The organism is Shewanella sp. ALD9 (assembly GCF_002836315.1).
GTDB lineage: Bacteria > Pseudomonadota > Gammaproteobacteria > Enterobacterales > Shewanellaceae > Shewanella.
The window spans coordinates 78,138-99,573 of the sequence record NZ_PJCD01000002.1 but is presented as its reverse complement, the minus strand read 5'-3'; the positions used below and the strand labels follow the sequence as shown (position 1 = coordinate 99,573).

Genomic DNA, 21,436 nt, shown 5'->3' with positions numbered 1-21,436 from the left:
GGAATTTAGCCGATGAAGTCGTGGTGTAAAAATCTACTTGCCGTTGGGTTAAGTGTTGCTCTTATGTCTGCTTGTTCTTCAAGTGATGTTGAAGAAGAGCCAGTGAGTGAATTAGTTGATATACAAGCAACCGTGTTTCCTGAGATTACTTGGGATACCAGTGTCGGCGACGGTGTAGGGGATTATTACTCTCAACTTCGTCCTACCGTTCGTTACGGCAAGGTGTTTGTTGCCGATCGTAGCGGTATTGTGGTTGCCTTTGATGAAACAACCGGTGATGAGCTTTGGAAAAAAGACTTCAATGATGTCTTTGAAGATAAGCTTGAAACCAAAACCAAGGGTATTCTTTTAGCTGCAGGTGTTACCGCTGCACGTAATAAAGTGTTTGTTGGTGGCGAAACCGGTTTATTGGTTGCGCTTGACGAAGCAACGGGTGACGTTGTGTGGTCTGCGCAAGCAAATGGCGAGTTATTATCGGCACCAACAGTGGCAGAAGATGTTGTCGCGGTAAATACCAGTAAAGGCGCATTTGAAGCATTTGATATCGATAATGGTAAAAAGTTATGGACCTATGAAATGCAACTGCCAAATCTTACCTTAAGAGGTACAGGTTCTGCTGCGTATGAAGCGGGCGGTTTCTTTTTGGGAACAGCTGACGGTAAAGTCGCAGTTGTCGTTAAAAGTAATGGCCAAGCAGCTTGGGAACAAGCCGTTTTTAGTCCAACCGGTGCAAATGAGTTTACCCGGATGGCTGATATTGATATGACGCCATTAATACTGGGCGAAAATCTGTATGTTGCTAGTTACAATGGTAACTTAGTCTCTATGGAACTTCGTAGCGGTCGCGTAGTTTGGTCGCGTAAATATTCAAGCTTTAATGATTTAGCCGCTGCAGGTATTAGCCTGTATTTGGTCGATGATCATAGCCGTATTTACTCTGTCGATCGCCGTAATGGTTTAGAGTTATGGAGCACTTCAGTCCTTAAAAACCGTGAGTTAACAGCCCCTGCAGTAATTGATAATTATATTGTTGTCGGTGACTTTGAAGGTTACTTGCATTTTATTGACCGTAACAGCGGCGATATAGTTGGCCGAGTTCAAGTTGATAGTGATGGATTATATGCCCAACCTTTAGTGGTGGGTGACAAAATCTATGTTCAAGGCCGTAGCGGCAAAGTCGCGATTGTTACGTTGAACAAAGAAGAGCAAATGAATGTTGAGGAAGATACTGAAACTGATGCGGAATAAGTCATAGCACTATTTTTGCGTTAATTAAGGTATAATGTCCTTACTAGAGCCCCTGGAAGCGTTCCGGGGGCTTTTTATTGAAAAGTTTTTTAGAGGCAAAATCATGATCCCTGTAGTGGCCCTTGTAGGGCGACCGAATGTCGGCAAATCGACATTATTTAACCGTCTTACTCGTACTCGTGATGCGTTAGTCGCTGATTTCCCAGGTTTAACACGTGACCGTAAGTACGGCCGTGCATTTTTAGCTGGCTACGAGTTTATCGTTGTTGATACTGGCGGTATTGATGGCAGCGAAGAAGGGATCGAAACCAAAATGGCTGAACAGTCATTGGCCGCGATTGAAGAAGCTGACGTCGTATTATTTATGACCGATGCTCGTGCTGGTATGACCGCTGCCGATTTAGCGATTGCTCAGCATTTACGTAGCCGTGATAAAGTCACTTTTGTGGTTGCCAACAAAGTTGATGGTATTGATGCCGATTCAGCTTGTGGTGAATTTTGGTCTCTAGGTTTAGGTGAAGTCTATCAAATGGCTGCCGCGCAAGGTCGTGGTGTAACCAACATGATTGACTACGCACTAACGCCTTATGCCGAAGCTATGGGTATTGTTCGCGAACTCGACGAAGAAGGCGAGCAAGTTGAACGTGAATATACTGAAGAAGAAGCGGAAGCAGAACAAGAACGCCTACAAAACTTACCGATTAAGCTCGCCATTATTGGTAAGCCTAACGTGGGTAAATCAACACTGATTAACCGTATCCTCGGCGAAGAACGTGTCGTCGTTTATGACGAGCCAGGTACCACTCGTGACAGTATTTACATTCCAATGTCACGCGAAGGTAGAGAGTACGTGTTAATTGATACTGCTGGTGTTCGACGTCGCAGTAAAGTAAATGAAGTTATCGAGAAATTCTCGGTAATTAAAACCTTGAAAGCGGTTGAAGATGCTAACGTAGTATTATTAGTTATCGATGCACGCGAAGGTATTGCAGAGCAAGATCTTGGTTTATTAGGTTTTACCTTAAACGCAGGCCGTGCATTGGTGATTGCGATAAACAAGTGGGACGGTATTGATCAAAAAGTCAAAGACCGTGTTAAAAGCGAACTTGATCGCCGTTTAGGCTTTATCGATTTTGCTCGTATTCACTTTATTTCGGCATTACATGGCACTGGCGTTGGTCATTTATATGAGTCAATTGAAGAAGCCTACGACAGTGCGACACGTCGCGTAAGTACATCAATGCTAACGCGCGTTATGCAAATGTCGCAAGATGATCACCAACCACCATTGGTGAATGGTCGTCGTGTGAAGCTTAAATATGCTCACGCTGGCGGTTATAATCCACCAATCGTGGTTATTCATGGTAACCAAGTTAAGAAACTACCTGATTCGTATAAGCGCTATATGATGAACTATTTCCGTCGTTCATTAAAAGTAGTCGGTACGCCAATTCAGTTACGTTTCCATGAAGGTTCTAACCCGTTTGAAGGTAGAACTGAGAAGTTGACCGTGGGTCAAGAGCGTCGTCGTAAGCGTGCAATGAGCCACATTCGCGATCGTACTAAGTAACCTCGTTGTTATTTAAGTTACTTATTACTCAAAAAGCCTGACTTGTTCAGGCTTTTTTGTAGGTGTTTACCGTCTATTAGAATTGGTATTAAAGATTGGGTGAACTAGGATGCAGCAAAAAATTACCGGTTATCATTTGGATGAAGAACATCATTGGGTGGCAGAATTAGGTTGCGGCCATTTTCAACATGTACGCCATAATCCACCTTGGACTGTTCGCCCTTGGGTAATGACAGTAGAAGGTCGGCAACAGCAATTAGGAATGATCCTTATTTGTAAAAAATGCGATGTCGCGGCACCGCCAGATAGTCTCGGTTAAATTGAGTTTACCTATCTTAATACGTTAAATCACCAGTGGCTCGACACCACCATAAATACGCGGCAATGTAAGTACATATCATGCTGTCCATTACCATTGATAACCAAAAACCATCGACAAAATCTTGATTGGCATGACTCAATACCAAGCTAACAAAAAACAGCTTTTCAATGAGCGCAATGCAAAACAGCGGTTTTATCCAAGCTGAACGGAACATTGCAATAAAAAAACTGCATCCAACCATTAATACCATAAATCCCCAATGCTGAATAAATATTGTGTCACTGGAGTGATAGGCTAACTGGTTAAGGTTTTCAACAGCCCACTGTGGGAATAAAGTATAAAGTCCGCCCAATGAAGTTCCTAAACCTGCAAGGAATAACGCCATTTGACAGGTATTGTGCAGAAAATGAGTCATCTGTGAGTTCGTTCAAAGTTATTTTATCGCCATAGTGTCATGTTTTAGATTCTTTTTCGATTATTGTTATCCATAAGTGATTGTTAAGATTCCGGCGTGATAATGGCCCCATCATCGCAATCCTACCGAGGTTTATATGCAAACACAGACAACTTATCCATTATTCCATCGTCTTATTCATTGGGGGTTGGCATTGACCATGATGGTGATGTTATTAACCGTATTACTAAGGCTTGGGTGGATGGAAAAAAACCATATGGCCGCCATAATTCACCAAGGCTTAGCGAAATTAGATGTCATTATTACCGATAAACAAGCGGTGAGCATTGCTAAAAGTATTCGTGGCGTTATGTTCCAGTGGCATATTTATTTTGGCTATGCGGTGGGCGTATTTGTTTTTGCTCGGTTTGTTTATATGGCTAAATTTGGTCTGCATTATCCGTCGCCTTTTTCGCGCCAAGCTACGACAAAGCAAAAGTTTCAGGCATGGGTGTATTGGGTATTTTATGCTGGCATAGCGTTCTCTGTAATAACAGGTTTGTTACTCAAGTTTGGTCCTGAGGCAATAGAAGAACAGGCTGAAACAATTCATAAGTTGGCACTGTGGTATTTCATCCCTTTTATAAGTTTACATTTAGCAGGGATTTTAGTGGCCGAGTCTGGTAACGATAAAGGCATCGTGTCGAAAATGATTGGAGGCTAATGTTATTTTCTTTTTTTAATGGCATAAATTGTCTTTACGATATCTTTACAATGCTTAAGTGAATCTTAAGATTGGTGGACTATGTTGTTTGCAATATGTTTATTAGGTGAAAATATGATGTCAATTGGGTTATTTTGTCATTTTCGTAACATTAAGTTTATAGCGTTAAGTTTAGCGATAGGGTTAGGTGTTAATGCCCAAGCTCAAGCTGCTCCGTCATTAGAACATGATGTGTTAGATCAACAAGGCGCAAGTGTCAGTCTGCAACAATTTGCTGGCAAAGTGGTTTATGTTGATTTTTGGGCGTCTTGGTGTGCTCCATGCCGTAAATCATTTCCGTGGATGAATGCCATCCAGGCTAAATATCAACAACAAGGTTTAGAGGTAGTCGCAATTAACCTTGATGTTGATACCGCATTAGCCCATGAGTTTTTGAGCAAACTGCCGGCAAAATTTAATCTTCGTTTTGACCCTGAAGGTGATATTGCCCAAGCCTTTGAATTACAAGGTATGCCAAGTAGCTTTTTGTTCAATCGTAAAGGTGAGTTAGTGCAAACTCACATGGGTTTTTTTACCGAAAACATTCCCGCCTATGAACAAGAAATCCAAATGTTGTTACAGGAGTAAATTGATGACAAAAGTATTTTATCAACCCTTTGCCAAAGCTGTGGTGGCATTAGCCATTGTCAGTAGTTTGGTTGGCTGTTCGAACTTAGGTGTACAACCTTGGGAAAAAGATCAATTAGCTCGTGCTGATATGGCGTTGAACAGCGAAAAACTTGATCTCGCGTTAGATGACCATATTTATTTTAGTAAAGAAGGTACTAGTGGTGGTCGCTCATTAGCGGGCGGAGGTTGTGGATGCAACTAACATCTAAGCAAAGTATTGCCAGTGCGTTGGCATTAGCAAGCTGTAGTTTATTAAGCCAACAGGCCGGTGCAGCAGAACCGATTCCTGCCAATGATGATTGGAAGGTCGATGCTGCCATTATGTATTATGGCGAGCAAGACCGTGTTCAAGCTGCAGAAGCGATTGGTAATGTACAAAAAGCCTTTGGTGACAGTTCGTTATTGGACCTTAAAATTGTGGTCGACAGTTTAACCGGTGCATCAGCTTCTGGTGCAGTGGCACAAAGTGACAGTCAAACTTTCACGCGTCCGTCAGGTGATGGCCAATATACTGTCAGTGCTGGCGAAACACCGCTAGATGATACCTTTCATGATACTCGGGTTCAGCTTAGCGCTAACTGGCAAGAAGTGCTTAATCAAGATTGGACCGGTAACGTAGGTGTGTACGGTTCAAAAGAGTTTGATTATCTTTCGATGGGCATTAACGCGGGTCTTGAACGTAGTTTTAATAAAAATAACACTACATTGTCGTTATCGGGGGCATTTACCAATGATGTGGTTGACCCTGTTGGCGGTCGTCCTGTGGCAATGTCAGAAATGGTGTTTCGTGGCGATTATGCCAGTGATGCCGATTATCAAGCAGCCTTTGATCAAACGCGTTTAGCGGGTGATGATACTAAACAAACCAGTGATATTATGTTTGGTGTGACTCAGATTATTAATCGTAATTGGTTGATGCAAGCTAACTATGGTTTATCAAGTGTGTCAGGTTACATGACCGACCCGTATAAGATCCTTAGTGAGGTCGATGTTAACGGTCAAACACAAGCTTACCGTTACGAAAATCGTCCAGACTCACGCCTTAAGCACAGTGTGTTTTTACTCACCAAAGGTGCACTGGATTCTGGCGTAGTCGATTTTTCATATCGCTATAGTACTGATGATTGGGATATTCAATCGCATACTTTAGAAACGCATTACCGATATAATTTTAGTCCAACTATGTACGCACAATTGCACTTACGTTATTACCAGCAGCAAGCCGCTGAGTTTTATCAACCATTCTTGATGAGTGGCGATGCAATACCTGAGTATGCCAGCGCCGATTATCGCATTGGTGATATGACGGCTTACACCATAGGACTTAAATTTGGCCAGCGTTTATCGGGTGGCCATGAATTAAGTTATCGTATTGAGTATTATCAGCAAAATCCTGAAAATAATGGTACTGAGATACCTGGTCAGCTACAAAACTACGATTTATTCCCAGCGGTGAAAGCGATAGTAGCTCAAGTGAGTTATTCGTTTTAAGATGAATGTATCATCAATAAACAGAGTAGTTTAACTTGCTTGAACCACTAACAACAATGTCAAAAGCCCCAAAAGTGATGAGCTTACAGCCTCGTCCTTGGGGCTTTTTAGGTTCATTTAATGCTATGGCTAGCCCATGTGAATTATTAATGGCAGTTGATGACGAGTATATTGCGAGGCAAATGCTGACTATTGCTTATGACGAAGCAAAGCGTATAGAACATAAATTCAGCCGTTTTATTGAAGCTAACGTGGTGTGGCAGTTAAATCATGCCCAAGGTGAAACGACCCCGATTGATGCCGAGACAGTGCATTTATTGCAATTTGCTCAACAATGTTTTCAATTAAGTGAATCAGCATTTGATATCAGTGCCTGTCCATTAATGGCGTTATGGCGTTTTGATGGTAACCATCGTGTGCCGTTACAAACGGATATTGATGCTGCTTTGCTTAAGGTGGATTTTGCTCGTATTGCATTGACTGACAAGACCGTCTGTATGCCTGCAGACATGAGTGTCGACTTTGGCGGTATCGGTAAGGAATATGCGGTGGATCGCACTGCACAAATATTAGCGAGTCGTTGGCCAAAGCAATCGGTATTAGTTAACTTTGGTGGTGATATTGCTTGCCCGATCACCAAAAGCGATGGCTGGCAGGTGGGGATTGAAAACCCTCATAAGCTTGATAACGCTGCGGCACTGTTAACCATTCGCCAGGGGGCGTTAGCCACTAGTGGTACTACTCGGCGCTATATAGAGGTGGACGGTAAACGTTATGGGCATATTATTAATCCTAAAAAGGGTTACCCTGTAGAGCAAGCGCCATTATCGGTCACTGTGCTGGCGCCCAATTGTGTTATGGCAGGAATGTTGGCCACAATGTCGATGCTAAAAGGAGCTGATGCTGAAGGTTTTTTACAGCAACAAGGTGTCGATTTTAAGGTGTTTCGTTAATGAATAAGGGTACTGAATGCGGGTGTTATTAGTAGAAGATAATAAGTTGTTAGCACAAGGCATCGTAATGAGCTTAGCTAAATCAGGTATTCAGGTCGATCATTTAGCATCATATAATCAAGCCCAAATCGCCTTAGAAAATGAAGATTTTAGCGCCATTATTCTCGATTTAAGTTTACCCGACGGCAATGGTGCAGACTTATTAAAACAGTGGCGTAAAAATGGTATCTCATTACCTATTATTGTGTTGACCGCAAATACAGATTTTGACACCCGCTTAATGTGTTTAGATATTGGTGCCGATGATTATTTAAGTAAGCCTTTTGATGTGAGGGAATTAATTGCTAGGCTTAAGGCTATTATTCGACGCCAACATGGCCTAGATAATAACCAATTTAGCTATGGTGCTCTCAACATCGACTTTGCCCGTTGTGAAGTGCATTTTCGCGATGTGTTAGTGTCGCTTTCACGCCGTGAATATCAATTGTTACTCGAATTTGCTCAATCAGCAGGTCGCGTATTAACCCGTAATCAACTTGAACAGCTAACTTATGGCTGGGATGAAGTGGGCAGCAACTCGATTGAAGTGCATATTCATCATCTACGTAAAAAAACGGCCACTGAGCTGATCAAAACCGTGCGCGGTATAGGCTATATTTTAACTGAAACGGTATAGCTTTATTATGAGTTAGATAGGGTAGATGAAGTAAATGCTGGGCAGCCAAACAGCGACTTAATTACACTTAATACAATAAGGATATTATGTTTTCGTTACGATTATTATTAAGTTTGATTATGCTGGTGGGGATTGTTCTTACGGTAACTTTTTCGAGCATACTCAGTACGCGTGATGCTATGCATGAAGTCGAAGAATTGTTTGATGCGCAGATGGTGCAAACCGCCAAAATGTTGGAACAGTTTTATGTCGAACATTTAACAGAAGCTCAACTGGCACAATTGCTCCAGCAGCCAAGTTTGTTCCATGTTGCGGATTCAAAAATAGAAACCTTTGCTGATCAATCTAATCCTGTCACCTTGTCTTATGAGCATAAATTATCATTTCAATTACTGTCCAGCTCGGGGCAGTTACTCGCGTATTCTGATAGTTCTGGCGAGCAACAACTAACCAATTTCATCCAAGGCTATGACACTCGTAGCATCGATAATGAGTTATGGCATGTGTACAGCTTTTTCTCATCGTCGCATCAGGTATGGATTGTAACCGCACAGCGTGATGATGTTCGACGAGAGATCGTGTCATTAATTATCAGCAACACTTGGCGCTCGCCGTTAATCATTACTCCTATTATGATGTTTTTCATGTTGTTGTTAACTTATTACTTATTTAAACCGGTTAAGTTATTAGAACGTCATTTAGATAACCGCTCAGCCCAAGACCTAACCCCTATCAATTTCACTTTACCGAAGGAGTTAGCATCAACGCAAAAAGCCCTTAACGGCTTCTTGCTGCGCATTAGCGAGACGATGATCCGTGAACGTCGTTTTAGTGCCGATGCCGCCCATGAACTTAAAACGCCATTAGCGATTATTAAGTTACACAGCGATGGCTTAAGCGATGTATTGTCTAGCCAAATGCCACAAATTCAGCAGGCAACGTTGCCATATATAGAAGCCATAGGCGAGGGTGTAAACCGCATTAGCCATACAGTGGAGCAGCTGTTGTTGTTATCACGAGTGGATGCTATAGAGGCGTTAAATAAAACCGATTGTAAGCTACAAGATATTATTGAGAATGTGATAAATCAGCTAGTACACGTCATTGCCGATTACGAGTGGTATATCTTTGTTCCTAAAGATATGAACATTAATGCCGATCCGTTTTACATCGAATTAGTACTGAAAAATATTATCGAAAATGCCTGTAAATACAGTCCTAAAGAATCCTTAATAACCATTAAGGTTACTCAGGACGAGCAACAGACAAAAATTTATGTGCTTGATCAAGGCCGGGGCATGTCAGATGAGGAAATCAGCTTAGCCAAAAACCGCTTTTATCGTGTTGATGAAAACGCTTCACATGGTGCGGGTTTAGGCTTATCAATTTGTCAGCATATTATCAGTTTACATCATGGTGAATTGACTTTTAGCAAAGTAGAACCTCATGGCTTAAATGTCTGTATTGTATTACCCCATGCTCAGGTTTAGCGTGAATACTGGCAATTTTATTGATTTTATATAGACAAAAAACAACATGAGAGACAAGACCTACTCATGTTGTTTTTTGTTGTAGTTCGCGGCTTTTTTTTACTGTTTACTGTCTTTCTCTAGACGGTTTCTCTCTTGAAGGTCCGGTGTCTCTCGATTGGCTTGCACGGCGTGATGATGCATTATCACGTTGCTGACTCATTGATCGCGAAGCTTGCTGAGGCGTCGATCGAGTTGTTTCGCGAACTTGCTGCTTTTGTGGTTCACTCCTGCGTATTTGTTTTACTTGCTGTTGTGGATTGCGCATCGCGTTAACTTGCGGCTGGCGCGATGTTTCAACTCGAGTGTTACGTTGAGCTTGTTGTAATTCTTGAGTGCGCGGCTTGCTTGTTATGTTCGCCACTGGTTTTGTCTCATACTTAGGCTTAGTTTGGGCCACATCGCGTTGGCGACTGTAGTTTGACTTCATCGGCTCACCTTTGCGCTCAAATGATTTTACTTGTGCTGCTGGTTGACGTTGCTGGCTTAACTCGCGTTTTAGCTGGCTACTTTTGTGCTCAATCGGCTCATTGCGGCCTACACTTCTTAACGTTGATTTGTCACTACGCTTATCCTGCTTGCTGCTATGGTTTATGTCTTTACGCTGATCATTCACCTTGGTGGAATAATGACGAGGTTCATTGGCTTGCTGGCGTTTGGCTTCGCGTGAATAACTTACCTGCTTGTTACGTTTCTCATAATGGCCATTATAACGTTTGCTGATCACTTGGCTGTGGTAAGCCACACCTTTGCGATGCTTAGGTTTATGTTGCCAATGTTGGGCACCATGGCTGTAACTTATTTTTCGTGGTGTGTAGTAACGGTAGTTTTGACGTACTGGTACCGCAATTACACGGCGATCATGCCAATGAAAACCACTAAAAAAGAAGTTAAAGCTAATACGTACTCCGCTATCCCAGTAAATAGCACTGTGGTTAGGGCGATAATGTACATAAGCAGGTGCATTCCAATAAACCGGTGGATAACGATTCCAGCGCCAGTTGCCATAAACGATACGGCTGTCGTAATAAGGCACGTAAACAATTTCTGGGCGAACTGATTCAATAATAATCCGGCGCTCAACCCGCGACACTTTTACTTGCTCAAGGTCGGCTAAGTTGTTGGCTTCATCAGCTTGTTGTCTTAATGATTGAATGGTGTCTAGCATGCGGCCTTCATCTTGCAAAAAGGCATCGCCTACGCTTTGAGTCCACGCTAAATCATCATTTAAACGCTGCAATACATTGGGAAATGCTACCAAGGCTTTGACACTTGGGTCCCAGTCTTGCGACTCTACCTCGGTCATAATTTGGTTGGTGTCGCGGTTACCTTGGTTTGATAACCAGCGTTTGGCTTGGACAATTTCTAATGGGTACGTTGACGCAATTAATATGTGGGTTAATAAACTGTCTGGATATAGCGCTATTGGCGCGAGCATTTGTGCCAACTCAGCATCACTCACCACATCATCTTCTGCTGTATAAGTGTATGAATTAGTTGGTTGCGCCGCGTGCACATTGGTTAATGGCATACAGACCAAGGCTAAGGCGAGCAATGCCTGAGCGGGTACTTGAATGGCTTTTTTCATGTTATCTCCAGCGTCATTGATGACTGTTAGGTTCATCATAACGGGCCGAAGATGAACATAAGCTGAAAGCTCATAACGGAAGTTAATACGCTAGAACTATGCGAGAGGAGTAAGCAAGAGCAATAAGCTAGATAGATAAACTAAACAAATAGTATATAGCGGCAATCTAAAGCAGGTGTTTATTGTTGGAAAGTAAACTCAAATTGAGCGCCACCCAATGATGCCGATTGGCCAACAGTAAGTTTACCGTGATAACTGTCGACAAGGTCTCTAACGATTGCCAGTCCGATCCCGTGGCCTTGAGTGTAAGTGTCTGCACGGATCCCCCGTTCAAAAATATGTTGCTGTTTATCTTTCGGAATACCTTCTCCATCATCTTCAATTGTCATGCACAGCTGACTATCTTGCTGTGTAAGGGTTAATGTCACTTTTGTTTTCGCGGCTTTGCAGGCATTGTCTAGCACATTACCAAGCATTTCTGTTAAGTCTGCTTCATCGCCTTTAAAGCGGGCTTGTTCGTTGGGGTGATACTCAATGGTGAGGTTTTGATGTTGGTATATCTTACTTAAGGTTCTGACTAATTTAACGGCAATACTGTCAACATTAACCCCTAAGTGCCAAGCACTGCCCGCCGCGCTTTGTGCCCGCTTTAGTTGGTAAGCAATAATTTGGTTTATACGGTTAATTTGTTCCATCGAGGCGTCGCTTAAGTCAGCTTGAGTTTGGATTACCGCTAAAGGTGTTTTTAAACTGTGGGCTAAATCGGCTAACGCATTACGGTAGCGTTTACGCTGATTTTGTTCGGTTTGTAATAAGGTGTTTAACTGTTGCGCTACTTTTTGCAATTCCACAGGGTAGCGGGTACTGAGTTGCATTGATGTGCCTTGTTCTACCGCACTGAGTTCTTGGCTAAATTGGCCTAAAGGTTTTAGGGTCCATAGCAACCAGCTGAGCTGTACAATAACCAATAAGGCGGTTAACACTAGCAACCAAGTCCATAAGGTGTTAGAAAACTTTTGGATTTGTTGTAGGTATTCTTGTTGGTTTTTTATAATGTGCAGCGTCATGGTAAAAGGCTGTTCGCTGGTGGCAAAACTCACGCTAAAACTGTATATCAACTGTGGCTTGTCATTAATCAATATCGAGTCGAAGGTACTTCTACCGGTTACGGGCTTGGGTAAGTTAATCGGGGTGTTGAGGCCGAGAAATGAGTTTGAGGTCCACAGTAGCTGATTATCTTTGGTGGTGATTAACGCATAAAGACCTGAACCAATCACATTGAATTGGTTTTCAAGTAAATGAGACGGCATTTGTAATTGGTTATCTTCCACTTCTGCCATGGCTAAAACAGAGTAAACATAGGCTTTTAACTGGTTTTTTGCCGCGACATTAATTTGGGTTTCAAAGGCGTTATTAACGGTTATGCCGATAATGGGCAATAATACCAAAATCAGTAATAACGCACTGATCACAATGCGGACTTTAAGCGAGCTGAGTAGTTTACGCATCAGTGTCTAATTGACGCAGTCGATAGCCCTGACCACGCAGTGTTTCAATTAATTGATATTGATTGTCGGGGTCGAGTTTTTTACGTAAACGACGGATAAACACTTCAATCACGTTGGAGTCTAAATCAAAATCCTGATCATAAATGTGTTCAATTAAACTGCTTTTGGAATGTACCGACCCTGGGTGCAGCATCAGGTATTCAAATAGTTTGTACTCAGAACCACTAAGGTTAATTATTTGCAGGCTCTTTTTAATTTCTAAACTGCGGGTATTAATGCTAAAGGGACCATTTTGAATTACTGGACTGGCTTTACCTGCGGAGCGGCGAATTAATGCATTAATTCGTGCGACAAGTTCTTCTAGCTGAAACGGCTTACTTAAGTAATCGTCTGCGCCGGCATCTAAACCGACCACTTTATCTTGCCAACTGTCTCGAGCGGTTAAAATAATGATCGGGTAGCTAATGTCTTGCTCACGTAACTTACTGATTAATGACAAGCCATCAAGCTTAGGTAAACCGACGTCGATAATGGCGACATCGTATTGATATTCTTGAGCCTGAAATAAGCCTTCTTCACCATCGCTGGCGACATCAACAGTATATTGCGCGTCGATAAGGTGCTGTTTGATGTTTGCTTGTAGGGCTAAATCGTCTTCGACCAGTAATAATCTCATGAGCTAGTTCCTTGTAACCGAGCCATTGGTGGCATCGACTAACACATAAAAAATGACTCCATCATTGGTGAGTAATTTAATTCGATAACCAGGATGTCCATTGACGTTAGCTGATTGCACTTTTAATACTTTACCTGAATAACTTCGTTGAGCCATTTGTACAGCTTGTTGAGCGCTATTAACCACCAGGTTACTGTTCTGCTGGTTATTGTTTTGACGATTATTATTGGGGCCTGGGGAGAACTGAGCACCTGCTGATGAATGTAATGCAGCAGCATAGGACGGCACTGAGCACGCTAGTGAAAGTACTGCTAACATCAGGCCTAACATGGTGGCATTTACGTTGAGCATACGCTGCATATTGTGTTCCCTAATAACCTCATTATTGCCAGTGTAAAAGATCCCTTTCTATATAGAAACATCTACTTAATCTTATTGAGTAAATAGCCGTAAGCGAAACATAAACGCCCGTAAGATATCAGTAAATGCCAATGTATCGATGATTTGACTTGGCAGTATAAGGGGTAGCAGATGAACATTAACTGAATGGTTTACCTCTATGGGATGTTTTCGCGGTATTGATTTATAACAGTGGCACTAAAGGGTAGCGCTAACGGAAGTCTACCTTATTACTATGTTCAGCTTACGTTCATTTTGATTAGGGTTAAATGGCCTCAATATCAAGACTGTGAGGAACTAACATGAAACATAATACTGCCAAGACAGCCAATCTATCGACAATTAATACCCAGCTAAAATGGGGCGTAAGTTTATGTGTTGCCAGTGCACTCTGGTTAAGTTCGCCAACAGTTCAAGGCGCCGAGCGGATCTCTGAACAAGCTTTTGGTACATACAGTCAAGCAAGAGTCATCAATCCGCAAACGCCAGAAACTGAAGCGGACAAGCAGGCTAGGGTGAGCGCTTTACATGAGCAAGCTAAGTTGCAAGGTACCGTTACAACCCTGAATAAAAAAGTCACCCGTGAACAAGTGATGGCTAAAAATCAAAAAGCTGCCGCGACAACGGCCAACCAGCAACAACGAGCGTTGGCGCAGCAAAATCAAGTTGTTTATTACGACTTTTCTTTCTACGGTGCAGATTCAAGTTTATTTGATGACTATGATTATGATGGTTTTTATCAAACCTTTAGTGTGACCTTTGATGCTGATATAACCAGCAGTGCGGGCGACATTCAGGCTGATGTATTTGCCGAGTTATATTTAAGCCAAGATGGTGGGCCGTGGATCCATTATTACTCAACCGACGTATTCACCCTCCACGCAGATTCTAGTAATGATGATTACGAAGTGCTCACTACGTTAGCCAGTGGTTATCAAGCCGATCACTATGATGTGTTGATCGATTTATATGAGCTAGGTTATGCCGATCCGGTTGCGACAATAAGTAGTGATGAGTCCAATGCCTTGTACGCGTTGCCACTTGAAAGTAGCGACCGTGATGCGGTTTATGTGGAAGAAATTTATATTGAAACTGAACATTCAGGCGGGGCGTTATCTTGGTTAAGTATTGGCTTACTCGCTGGAGTGATTGGGTTTCGTCGACGTTTGATTAATAAAATATAACGTAAAATTTATGCTTATGTACCTTAGATCTACGTTAGAATGACGATTTTTGATTTTGTCAGTTTTTACTTATCCATATGGGATAAGTAGTTAGGAGTGTGTATGTCAGTAAAGTTAAATGCATCATTGTTATGCAGTTCATTAATCGGTTCGGCGCTGTTGTTGTCTGGTTGCCAATTACCTAATCCTTATACGGGCGAATCAGAAAATGCTAAAGCCACAAATGGCGCTATTATCGGTGGTCTTTCAGGCGCAGCCATTGGTGTACTTTCATCAAGCAAAAGCGACCGCGGTAAAGGTGCATTAATTGGTGCAGCATCTGGTGCGGCTCTTGGTGGTGGTATTGGTTATTACATGGATGTGCAAGAAGCAGAATTGCGTAAACAGTTAAAATCAACTGGCGTGAGTGTGACGCGCAACGGTGACAATATTGTACTGAACATGCCTAATGAAGTGACTTTTGCGGTTGATCAAACTGTCTTAAGTTCACGCGCTAAATCAGTGTTAAACAGTGTTGTATTAGTGGCTAAAGAATATGATGACACTCGCTTAAATGTGATTGGTTATACCGACAGTTCGGGTTCAGATTCTTATAACCTGCGTTTGTCACAAGTACGAGCGAGTGAAGTTGCGCAATATATGACGAGCCAGAAGGTTAGTGGTTCACGTGTATCTTCAACTGGTATGGGCGAGTCAAGCCCAATTGCCAGCAACTCTACCGAGCAAGGTCGTTCGCAAAATCGTCGTGTAGAAATTATATTAACACCAATGGGTAAATAGTTTTATCCGTGAGTGTGGTTAACAAGCAATGCTTGTTGATCTGTAAATAAAAAAAGCCATCGAAAGATGGCTTTTTTGTTTAACCGATAACGGAGTTAGTGAACAATAATCTAGATGACTACATGTATTTGGCACACGTAATTTGATATATGGATGGTAAGTGATCTAAATAACAAGCATATATAATCGATAATCTATCCGTTTCATGTTACGTCCTTTTGCCACATTTCTATCATCGAAATCATGCTTGTTATTTGGTTGAGACATCTGTCACTGTTGAGGTGACACTTCCTTGCTTTAACCGAGTATGAATTACATCACCATTGCTTAATTGATTGGCATTTTCGATAACATGCTCATTGGTACTTGTGATTGAGTAACCTCGGCTCAAGGTTGCCAGCGGGCTGACGGTATCAAGTTTATGGGCGGCCTGTGAAACTCGTGATTCAGCCTGTTTAAAATAATCTTTACTGGCGTCGTTAAAGCGTTCAATTAAATACCCAAGCCGTTGTTTTTCTATGGTTAAGGTATTAATTGGTGAACGTTGTTGCAAGCGATTATGTAATTGCTGGTGGCGTAAGGTTAGGCGACTGAGTTTATGCTGTAAGGCATTTTCTAAGCGCATTTGCATTTCGTCAAATCGTTGTTCAAATTGCTGCAGTTTATGTTGCGGCTCATGGCGTTGGAGTTGGTGAGATAACTGAGTTAATCGTCCATACTGCTGCAATTGGTAATGTTTCATCCCTTGCTGTAAACGCGATAGCAATAGCGCCAACTTTTCAGCTTTATTGCCTTTGTCTTTCGATAATAATTCAGCACCGGCTGACGGCGTAGGGGCGCGTACATCGGCAACATAATCACTGATAGTGGTATCTATTTCATGGCCAACAGCGCTCACCACAGGCAGTGCGCTGTTGTAAATCGCATGGGCTAAATGTTCGCTGTTGAAGCACCATAAATCTTCTAACGAGCCACCACCACGGGTAAGCAACAGTACATCAACTTCCATGCGTTGATTGGCAGTAACAATGGCTTGGCAGATTAATTGACTGGCTGTAGCACCTTGAACTTGAGTGGGGTACACAACCACTTCGATTGAGGGATCTCGGCGTGCTAATACATGCAAGATGTCTCGCAACGCCGCACCCGTTGCCGATGTGATGACACCAATTCGTTGGATATTAGTTGGAATAGGGCGTTTGGTTTCTAGGGAAAATAGGCCTTCAGCGGCCAATTTTAGTTTTAATGCTTCAAATTCTTGTGCGAGTAGTCCATCACCTGCTGGCAACATTGACTCAAGTAGCAGCTGATAATCGCCACGAGGCTCGTAAACACTGATGGCGCCTTTAATCAACACTTGTTGACCATTGACGGGTTTAAAGCGCACAGATTGATTACGGCCCTTAAACATGGCACAGCGAACTTGTGAATGAGCGTCTTTTAAGGTGAGATACCAGTGCCCTGAACTTGGGGCCGAAAAGTTTGATATTTCACCATTTAGCCAAATTTTGCCGATTTGACCTTCAAGAATATGCCTCACTTCGCTATTTAATTGCGAAACACTATAAACATTGTTTTTTGTGGCACTCATGAGAGTTCTCATTCTAACGTTAATAAAAATCCATTTTCCATTTACCAACTGCAATATGCAAGGTATAATCTCGCCGCAATATTTCACCTCAAATCCTACTTACTAGGGAGATGTTGCCATGCTACGTTTACTGAAAGATGCACTAACCTTTGATGATGTGTTGTTGGTTCCTGCCCACTCGACCGTACTCCCTAATACCGCTGTTCTTAAAACTCGTTTAACGACTAAAATCGAATTAAATATTCCACTTGTGTCTGCTGCTATGGACACTGTGACTGAATCTCGTCTTGCGATCGCGATGGCGCAAGAAGGTGGTTTAGGATTTATTCATAAAAACATGAGTATTGAGCAACAAGCCGAAGAAGTCCGTAAAGTTAAAAGTTATGAAGCCGGTATTGTTCAAGATCCCGTTACTGTTACACCTACCACAAGCTTAACTGATTTACGTTTATTAACTGAACATAATGGTTTTGCTGGTTACCCTGTAGTCAATGATGCACACGAACTAGTGGGCATTATTACAGGTCGTGACGTGCGTTTTGTGACTGATTGGAGCAAAACCGTTGCCGACATGATGACCCCTAAAGATCGTCTAGTCACAGTAACGGAAGGTACTAAGTTAGATGAAGTACAAAAACTAATGCATTCTCATCGTATTGAGAAAGTCTTAGTGGTTGATAAAAACTTTAAACTCAAAGGCTTAGTCACCGTTAAAGATTTCGAAAAAGCTGAACGCAAACCAAACGCATGTAAAGACGAATTAGGTCGTTTACGTGTGGGCGCTGCAGTTGGCGCGGGTCCTGGCAATGAAGAGCGTGTTGACGCGCTCGTAAAAGCCGGTGTTGACGTGTTATTGATTGACTCATCACATGGTCACTCAGAAGGCGTATTGCAGCGTATTCGTGACACTAGAGCCAAATACCCTGATTTACAAATTGTTGGCGGCAACGTTGCCACCGCATCTGGTGCAATTGCGCTAGTTGAAGCGGGCGTTAACGCCGTTAAAGTCGGTATTGGCCCTGGTTCAATTTGTACCACTCGTATTGTAACGGGTGTCGGTGTACCACAAATCACTGCGGTATCTGATGCTGCTGAAGCAGTACTCGCCTTAGGCATTCCTGTTATTGCTGATGGCGGTATTCGTTTTTCTGGCGACTTAGCTAAAGCATTAGCTGCAGGTGCATCATGCATCATGGCGGGTTCTATGTTTGCTGGTACTGAAGAAGCGCCGGGTGAAACTGAACTTTACCAAGGTCGTGCTTATAAGTCATACCGTGGTATGGGATCTCTGGGCGCTATGGGCCAAACTCAAGGTTCATCTGACCGTTACTTCCAAAGTGACAACGCAGCAGACAAACTCGTACCTGAAGGTGTTGAAGGTCGCGTGCCGTACAAAGGTAAGTTGAAAGAGATCATTCATCAACACATGGGCGGCTTGCGTTCATGCATGGGCTTAACCGGTTGTGCCACGATTAAAGAGTTAAATGAAAAAGCACAGTTTGTAAGAGTGACTTCAGCAGGTATGGGTGAGTCACACGTTCATGACGTGACCATTACCAAAGAAGCACCAAACTATCGTTCGTAATTATGATAAGGGCGACGTTATGTCGCCCTCGTTTTATTAGCGTTAATTTGACCGCATCAATTGGATGCGAGTTATTACACTTAATTAATATGTAAAGGTTATTCATGAGTAATATTCACGATCATAAGATTCTAATCCTCGATTTTGGTTCTCAGTACACTCAACTTATTGCGCGTCGTATCCGTGAAATTGGTGTGTATTGTGAGTTATGGGCGTGGGATGTGAGCGAAGCGCAAATTCGTGAGTTTGCCCCAAATGGTATTATTTTAGCCGGTGGCCCTGAAAGTGTCACAGCAGATAATTCACCGCGTGCCCCTGAATATGTGTTTACTGCTGGTGTACCGGTATTGGGTATTTGTTACGGCATGCAAACCATGTCAGAACAGCTTGGTGGCAAAGTGATTCAAGGCGTTGGCGAAGGTGAGTTTGGTTACGCACAAATTGAATTGCAAACCACATCAGCTTTGTTTAAAAGCATTGAAGATGCCGTTAGCGAAGAAGGCAAACCTTTGCTTGATGTGTGGATGAGCCACGGCGATAAAGTGTCTGCTATCCCTGAAGGTTTTGTGACCGTAGCGAAAACGGCAACTTGTCCGTTTGCCGCTATGGCCAATGAAGAGAAAGGTTTTTACGGCGTACAGTTTCACCCAGAAGTGACGCATACTCGCCAAGGTCAGCGTATGCTAGAGCATTTCGCGCTAGACATTTGTGGCTGTAAAGCCAATTGGAAGCCATCATCAATTATTGAAGATGCTATTGAGCGTTTAAAAAAGCAAATTGGTGATGACGAAGTTATTCTGGGTTTATCTGGCGGGGTAGATTCATCGGTTGTGGCGATGTTATTACATCGTGCGATTGGCGATAAACTAACGTGTGTGTTTGTTGATAACGGTTTGCTGCGTTTGAATGAAGCGGATCAAGTATTAGAAATGTTTGGCGATCATTTTGGACTCAAAATTGTTCACGTCGATGCTGAAAACCGTTTCTTAGATGCGATGGCTGGCGAAGCAGAACCAGAAGCCAAACGTAAAATCATTGGCCGTGTGTTTGTTGAGATTTTCGACGAAGAATCAAAGAAATGCGCTAATGCCAAATGGCTAGCCCAAGGTACTATCTATCCTGATGTGATTGAATCAGCGGGCAGTGCAACGGGTAAAGCGCATGTGATTAAGTCGCACCACAATGTTGGCGGTTTACCTGCCAATATGAAGATGGGTTTAGTTGAGCCATTACGTGAATTATTTAAAGATGAAGTGCGTAAAATCGGTTTAGAGTTAGGCTTGCCTTACAACATGCTTTATCGTCATCCGTTTCCAGGACCTGGTCTAGGTGTTCGTGTACTTGGCGAAGTCAAAAAAGAGTATTGTGATTTATTGCGCAGTGCCGATGCTATCTTTATTGAAGAACTGCATAAAGCTGATTTGTATAATAAAGTCAGCCAAGCCTTTACCGTTTTCTTACCTGTTCGTTCGGTAGGCGTAATGGGTGATGGTCGTAAGTATGATTGGGTTGTATCGTTACGCGCGGTAGAAACTATCGACTTTATGACTGCGCATTGGGCACATTTACCGTATGGTTTCTTGGGTCGCGTGTCGAATCGTATTATCAATGAAGTCGATGGTATTTCACGTGTGGTTTATGATATTTCAGGTAAGCCTCCAGCAACAATTGAATGGGAATAACGCAGTAGCGTGACTCCTTACTTTAAATAAAAAGACGCTGCGGCGTCTTTTTTATTTGCTAGAATAGCTGCGTATGACAATTACCTAGGTTTTATAGAGTGACAGATACCCCAAAAAAACACGTTTCCAGCGATACTTGCCCACTTTCTAATGCGCACAATGAGAAATCGAATCAGCTTCAGCGCGCCATTGATGAAAAGTGGATGCGTTTAGCGATGCAACTTGCCGAGCAAGCCGAGCTAAAAGGCGAAGTGCCAGTGGGTGCCGTATTGGTTAAAGACGATGTATTGATTGCCAGTGGTTGTAATTTAAGTATTGTGAATCACGATCCAACCGCTCATGCCGAGATGGAATGTATTCGTCAAGCCGGCAAGGTGTTAGAGAATTATCGTATGCTCGACACGACTTTATATGTCACGTTAGAACCCTGCACTATGTGCGCAGGTGCCATGGTGCACAGTCGTATTGCGCGGGTTGTTTATGGTGCAGATGATTTAAAAACTGGCGCGGCAGGTAGCGTGATTAATTTATTACAACATCCAGTTTTTAATCATCAGCTTGAAGTCAGTTCAGGTGTGTTGGCTGCAGAGTGTGGTGCGCAGCTAAGTGCATTTTTTCAACGACGTAGAGCAGAAAAAAAAGCACTCAAACAGTTAGCTATAAAATAGACTGATTGAGTGACTGGTTTTTATGTGGTTAACGGAAGATTAATTTTCAGTTTGTACCAATAAAAAATGAGCTCGTTGACGATTTTGAATGCGGCTTTTATGTACTTTAAGCATGACGCGACGACGTGACATGGTGTTGCTTATAGCTCTTCTTCTCATACCGTGATCCCTTAATATTGGCTAACCTCATCGAGGTTAC

Annotated in this window: 21 protein-coding genes; 15 read left to right on the top strand and 6 right to left on the bottom strand. The window is 42.6% G+C overall.

Annotation, left to right across the window (positions count from 1 at the left end):
• Window positions 1–12 precede the first annotated feature (12 nt).
• From bamB to CXF88_RS03925, 3 genes are all read left to right on the top strand, one after another.
• Complete coding sequence (gene bamB / locus CXF88_RS03935) at window positions 13–1,248, top strand: outer membrane protein assembly factor BamB (RefSeq protein ID WP_101085512.1); 1,236 nt, start codon at window positions 13–15, stop codon at window positions 1,246–1,248.
• Window positions 1,249–1,351: 103 nt separating this feature from the next.
• The gene (der, locus tag CXF88_RS03930) at window positions 1,352–2,818 is read left to right on the top strand and encodes a ribosome biogenesis GTPase Der (RefSeq protein WP_101085510.1); all 1,467 of its coding nucleotides are present in this window, start codon (window positions 1,352–1,354) and stop codon (window positions 2,816–2,818) included.
• Between the two features lie 109 nt (window positions 2,819–2,927).
• Entirely contained in the window at window positions 2,928–3,137 is a 210-nt protein-coding gene (locus CXF88_RS03925) for a DUF3565 domain-containing protein (RefSeq protein WP_101085508.1), read from the top strand.
• Window positions 3,138–3,153: 16 nt separating this feature from the next.
• Here CXF88_RS03925 and CXF88_RS03920 read toward each other — a convergent pair whose 3' ends face one another.
• A complete protein-coding gene (locus CXF88_RS03920) occupies window positions 3,154–3,555 on the bottom strand; it encodes a hypothetical protein (RefSeq protein WP_101085506.1) in 402 nt (133 codons plus the stop codon).
• Window positions 3,556–3,691: 136 nt separating this feature from the next.
• On the opposite strand from CXF88_RS03920, the gene CXF88_RS03915 reads away from it, so the two are divergent.
• The 7 genes from CXF88_RS03915 (at window position 3,692) to CXF88_RS03885 (ending at window position 9,537) form a co-directional block, all read left to right on the top strand.
• Window positions 3,692–4,258 carry a cytochrome b/b6 domain-containing protein gene (locus CXF88_RS03915; protein WP_101085505.1) on the top strand — a complete coding sequence of 189 codons (567 nt, stop codon included), beginning with the start codon at window positions 3,692–3,694 and terminating at the stop codon, window positions 4,256–4,258.
• Window positions 4,259–4,372: 114 nt separating this feature from the next.
• Window positions 4,373–4,885: a TlpA disulfide reductase family protein gene (locus CXF88_RS03910; protein ID WP_242445093.1), complete on the top strand. Its 513-nt coding sequence runs from the start codon at window positions 4,373–4,375 to the stop codon at window positions 4,883–4,885.
• A 4-nt stretch (window positions 4,886–4,889) separates the two neighbouring features.
• Entirely contained in the window at window positions 4,890–5,129 is a 240-nt protein-coding gene (locus tag CXF88_RS03905) for a DUF4266 domain-containing protein (protein WP_197708407.1), read from the top strand.
• Entirely contained in the window at window positions 5,120–6,418 is a 1,299-nt protein-coding gene (locus CXF88_RS03900; protein ID WP_101085501.1) for a DUF3570 domain-containing protein, read from the top strand. The genes CXF88_RS03905 and CXF88_RS03900 overlap by 10 nt, the downstream gene beginning before the upstream one ends.
• A gap of 56 nt (window positions 6,419–6,474) precedes the next feature.
• Window positions 6,475–7,371 carry an FAD:protein FMN transferase gene (locus CXF88_RS03895; protein WP_101085499.1) on the top strand — a complete coding sequence of 299 codons (897 nt, stop codon included), beginning with the start codon at window positions 6,475–6,477 and terminating at the stop codon, window positions 7,369–7,371.
• Between the two features lie 16 nt (window positions 7,372–7,387).
• Window positions 7,388–8,047 carry a response regulator transcription factor gene (locus CXF88_RS03890; RefSeq protein ID WP_101085497.1) on the top strand — a complete coding sequence of 220 codons (660 nt, stop codon included), beginning with the start codon at window positions 7,388–7,390 and terminating at the stop codon, window positions 8,045–8,047.
• Window positions 8,048–8,133: 86 nt separating this feature from the next.
• Window positions 8,134–9,537, top strand: coding sequence for an ATP-binding protein (locus CXF88_RS03885; protein ID WP_101085495.1), 1,404 nt, complete (start codon window positions 8,134–8,136; stop codon window positions 9,535–9,537).
• Window positions 9,538–9,643: 106 nt separating this feature from the next.
• Here CXF88_RS03885 and CXF88_RS03880 read toward each other — a convergent pair whose 3' ends face one another.
• The 4 genes from CXF88_RS03880 to CXF88_RS03865 form a co-directional block, all read right to left on the bottom strand.
• The gene (locus CXF88_RS03880) at window positions 9,644–11,164 is read right to left on the bottom strand and encodes a DUF3300 domain-containing protein (RefSeq protein WP_157822769.1); all 1,521 of its coding nucleotides are present in this window, start codon (window positions 11,162–11,164) and stop codon (window positions 9,644–9,646) included.
• 179 nt (window positions 11,165–11,343) lie between these two features.
• Entirely contained in the window at window positions 11,344–12,672 is a 1,329-nt protein-coding gene (locus CXF88_RS03875) for an ATP-binding protein (RefSeq protein ID WP_101085491.1), read from the bottom strand.
• Window positions 12,665–13,348, bottom strand: a complete 684-nt coding sequence (locus CXF88_RS03870; RefSeq protein ID WP_101085489.1) for a response regulator transcription factor — start codon at window positions 13,346–13,348, stop codon at window positions 12,665–12,667. Before CXF88_RS03870 ends, CXF88_RS03875 begins: the two co-directional genes overlap by 8 nt.
• Before the next feature lie 3 nt (window positions 13,349–13,351).
• Entirely contained in the window at window positions 13,352–13,708 is a 357-nt protein-coding gene (locus CXF88_RS03865) for a PepSY domain-containing protein (RefSeq protein ID WP_242445092.1), read from the bottom strand.
• A 341-nt stretch (window positions 13,709–14,049) separates the two neighbouring features.
• Here CXF88_RS03865 and CXF88_RS03860 point away from each other — a divergent pair, with 341 nt between their 5' ends.
• Window positions 14,050–14,931 (top strand): choice-of-anchor H family protein, encoded by an 882-nt coding sequence (locus CXF88_RS03860; RefSeq protein ID WP_101085487.1) that lies wholly within the window; start codon window positions 14,050–14,052, stop codon window positions 14,929–14,931.
• 102 nt (window positions 14,932–15,033) lie between these two features.
• Window positions 15,034–15,711 carry an OmpA family protein gene (locus CXF88_RS03855; RefSeq protein WP_101085486.1) on the top strand — a complete coding sequence of 226 codons (678 nt, stop codon included), beginning with the start codon at window positions 15,034–15,036 and terminating at the stop codon, window positions 15,709–15,711.
• Window positions 15,712–15,961: 250 nt separating this feature from the next.
• On the opposite strand, the gene xseA is transcribed toward CXF88_RS03855, so the two are convergent.
• Window positions 15,962–17,302, bottom strand: a complete 1,341-nt coding sequence (xseA, locus tag CXF88_RS03850; RefSeq protein WP_101085484.1) for an exodeoxyribonuclease VII large subunit — start codon at window positions 17,300–17,302, stop codon at window positions 15,962–15,964.
• 118 nt (window positions 17,303–17,420) lie between these two features.
• On the opposite strand from xseA, the gene guaB reads away from it, so the two are divergent.
• The 3 genes from guaB to tadA all read left to right on the top strand — a co-directional run bounded on the left by guaB (window position 17,421) and on the right by tadA (window position 21,237).
• Window positions 17,421–18,887, top strand: coding sequence for an IMP dehydrogenase (gene guaB / locus CXF88_RS03845; RefSeq protein WP_101085482.1), 1,467 nt, complete (start codon window positions 17,421–17,423; stop codon window positions 18,885–18,887).
• 104 nt (window positions 18,888–18,991) lie between these two features.
• Complete coding sequence (guaA, locus tag CXF88_RS03840) at window positions 18,992–20,569, top strand: glutamine-hydrolyzing GMP synthase (RefSeq protein ID WP_101085480.1); 1,578 nt, start codon at window positions 18,992–18,994, stop codon at window positions 20,567–20,569.
• A gap of 188 nt (window positions 20,570–20,757) precedes the next feature.
• The gene (gene tadA / locus CXF88_RS03835) at window positions 20,758–21,237 is read left to right on the top strand and encodes a tRNA adenosine(34) deaminase TadA (RefSeq protein ID WP_206780909.1); all 480 of its coding nucleotides are present in this window, start codon (window positions 20,758–20,760) and stop codon (window positions 21,235–21,237) included.
• Window positions 21,238–21,436: the final 199 nt, after the last annotated feature.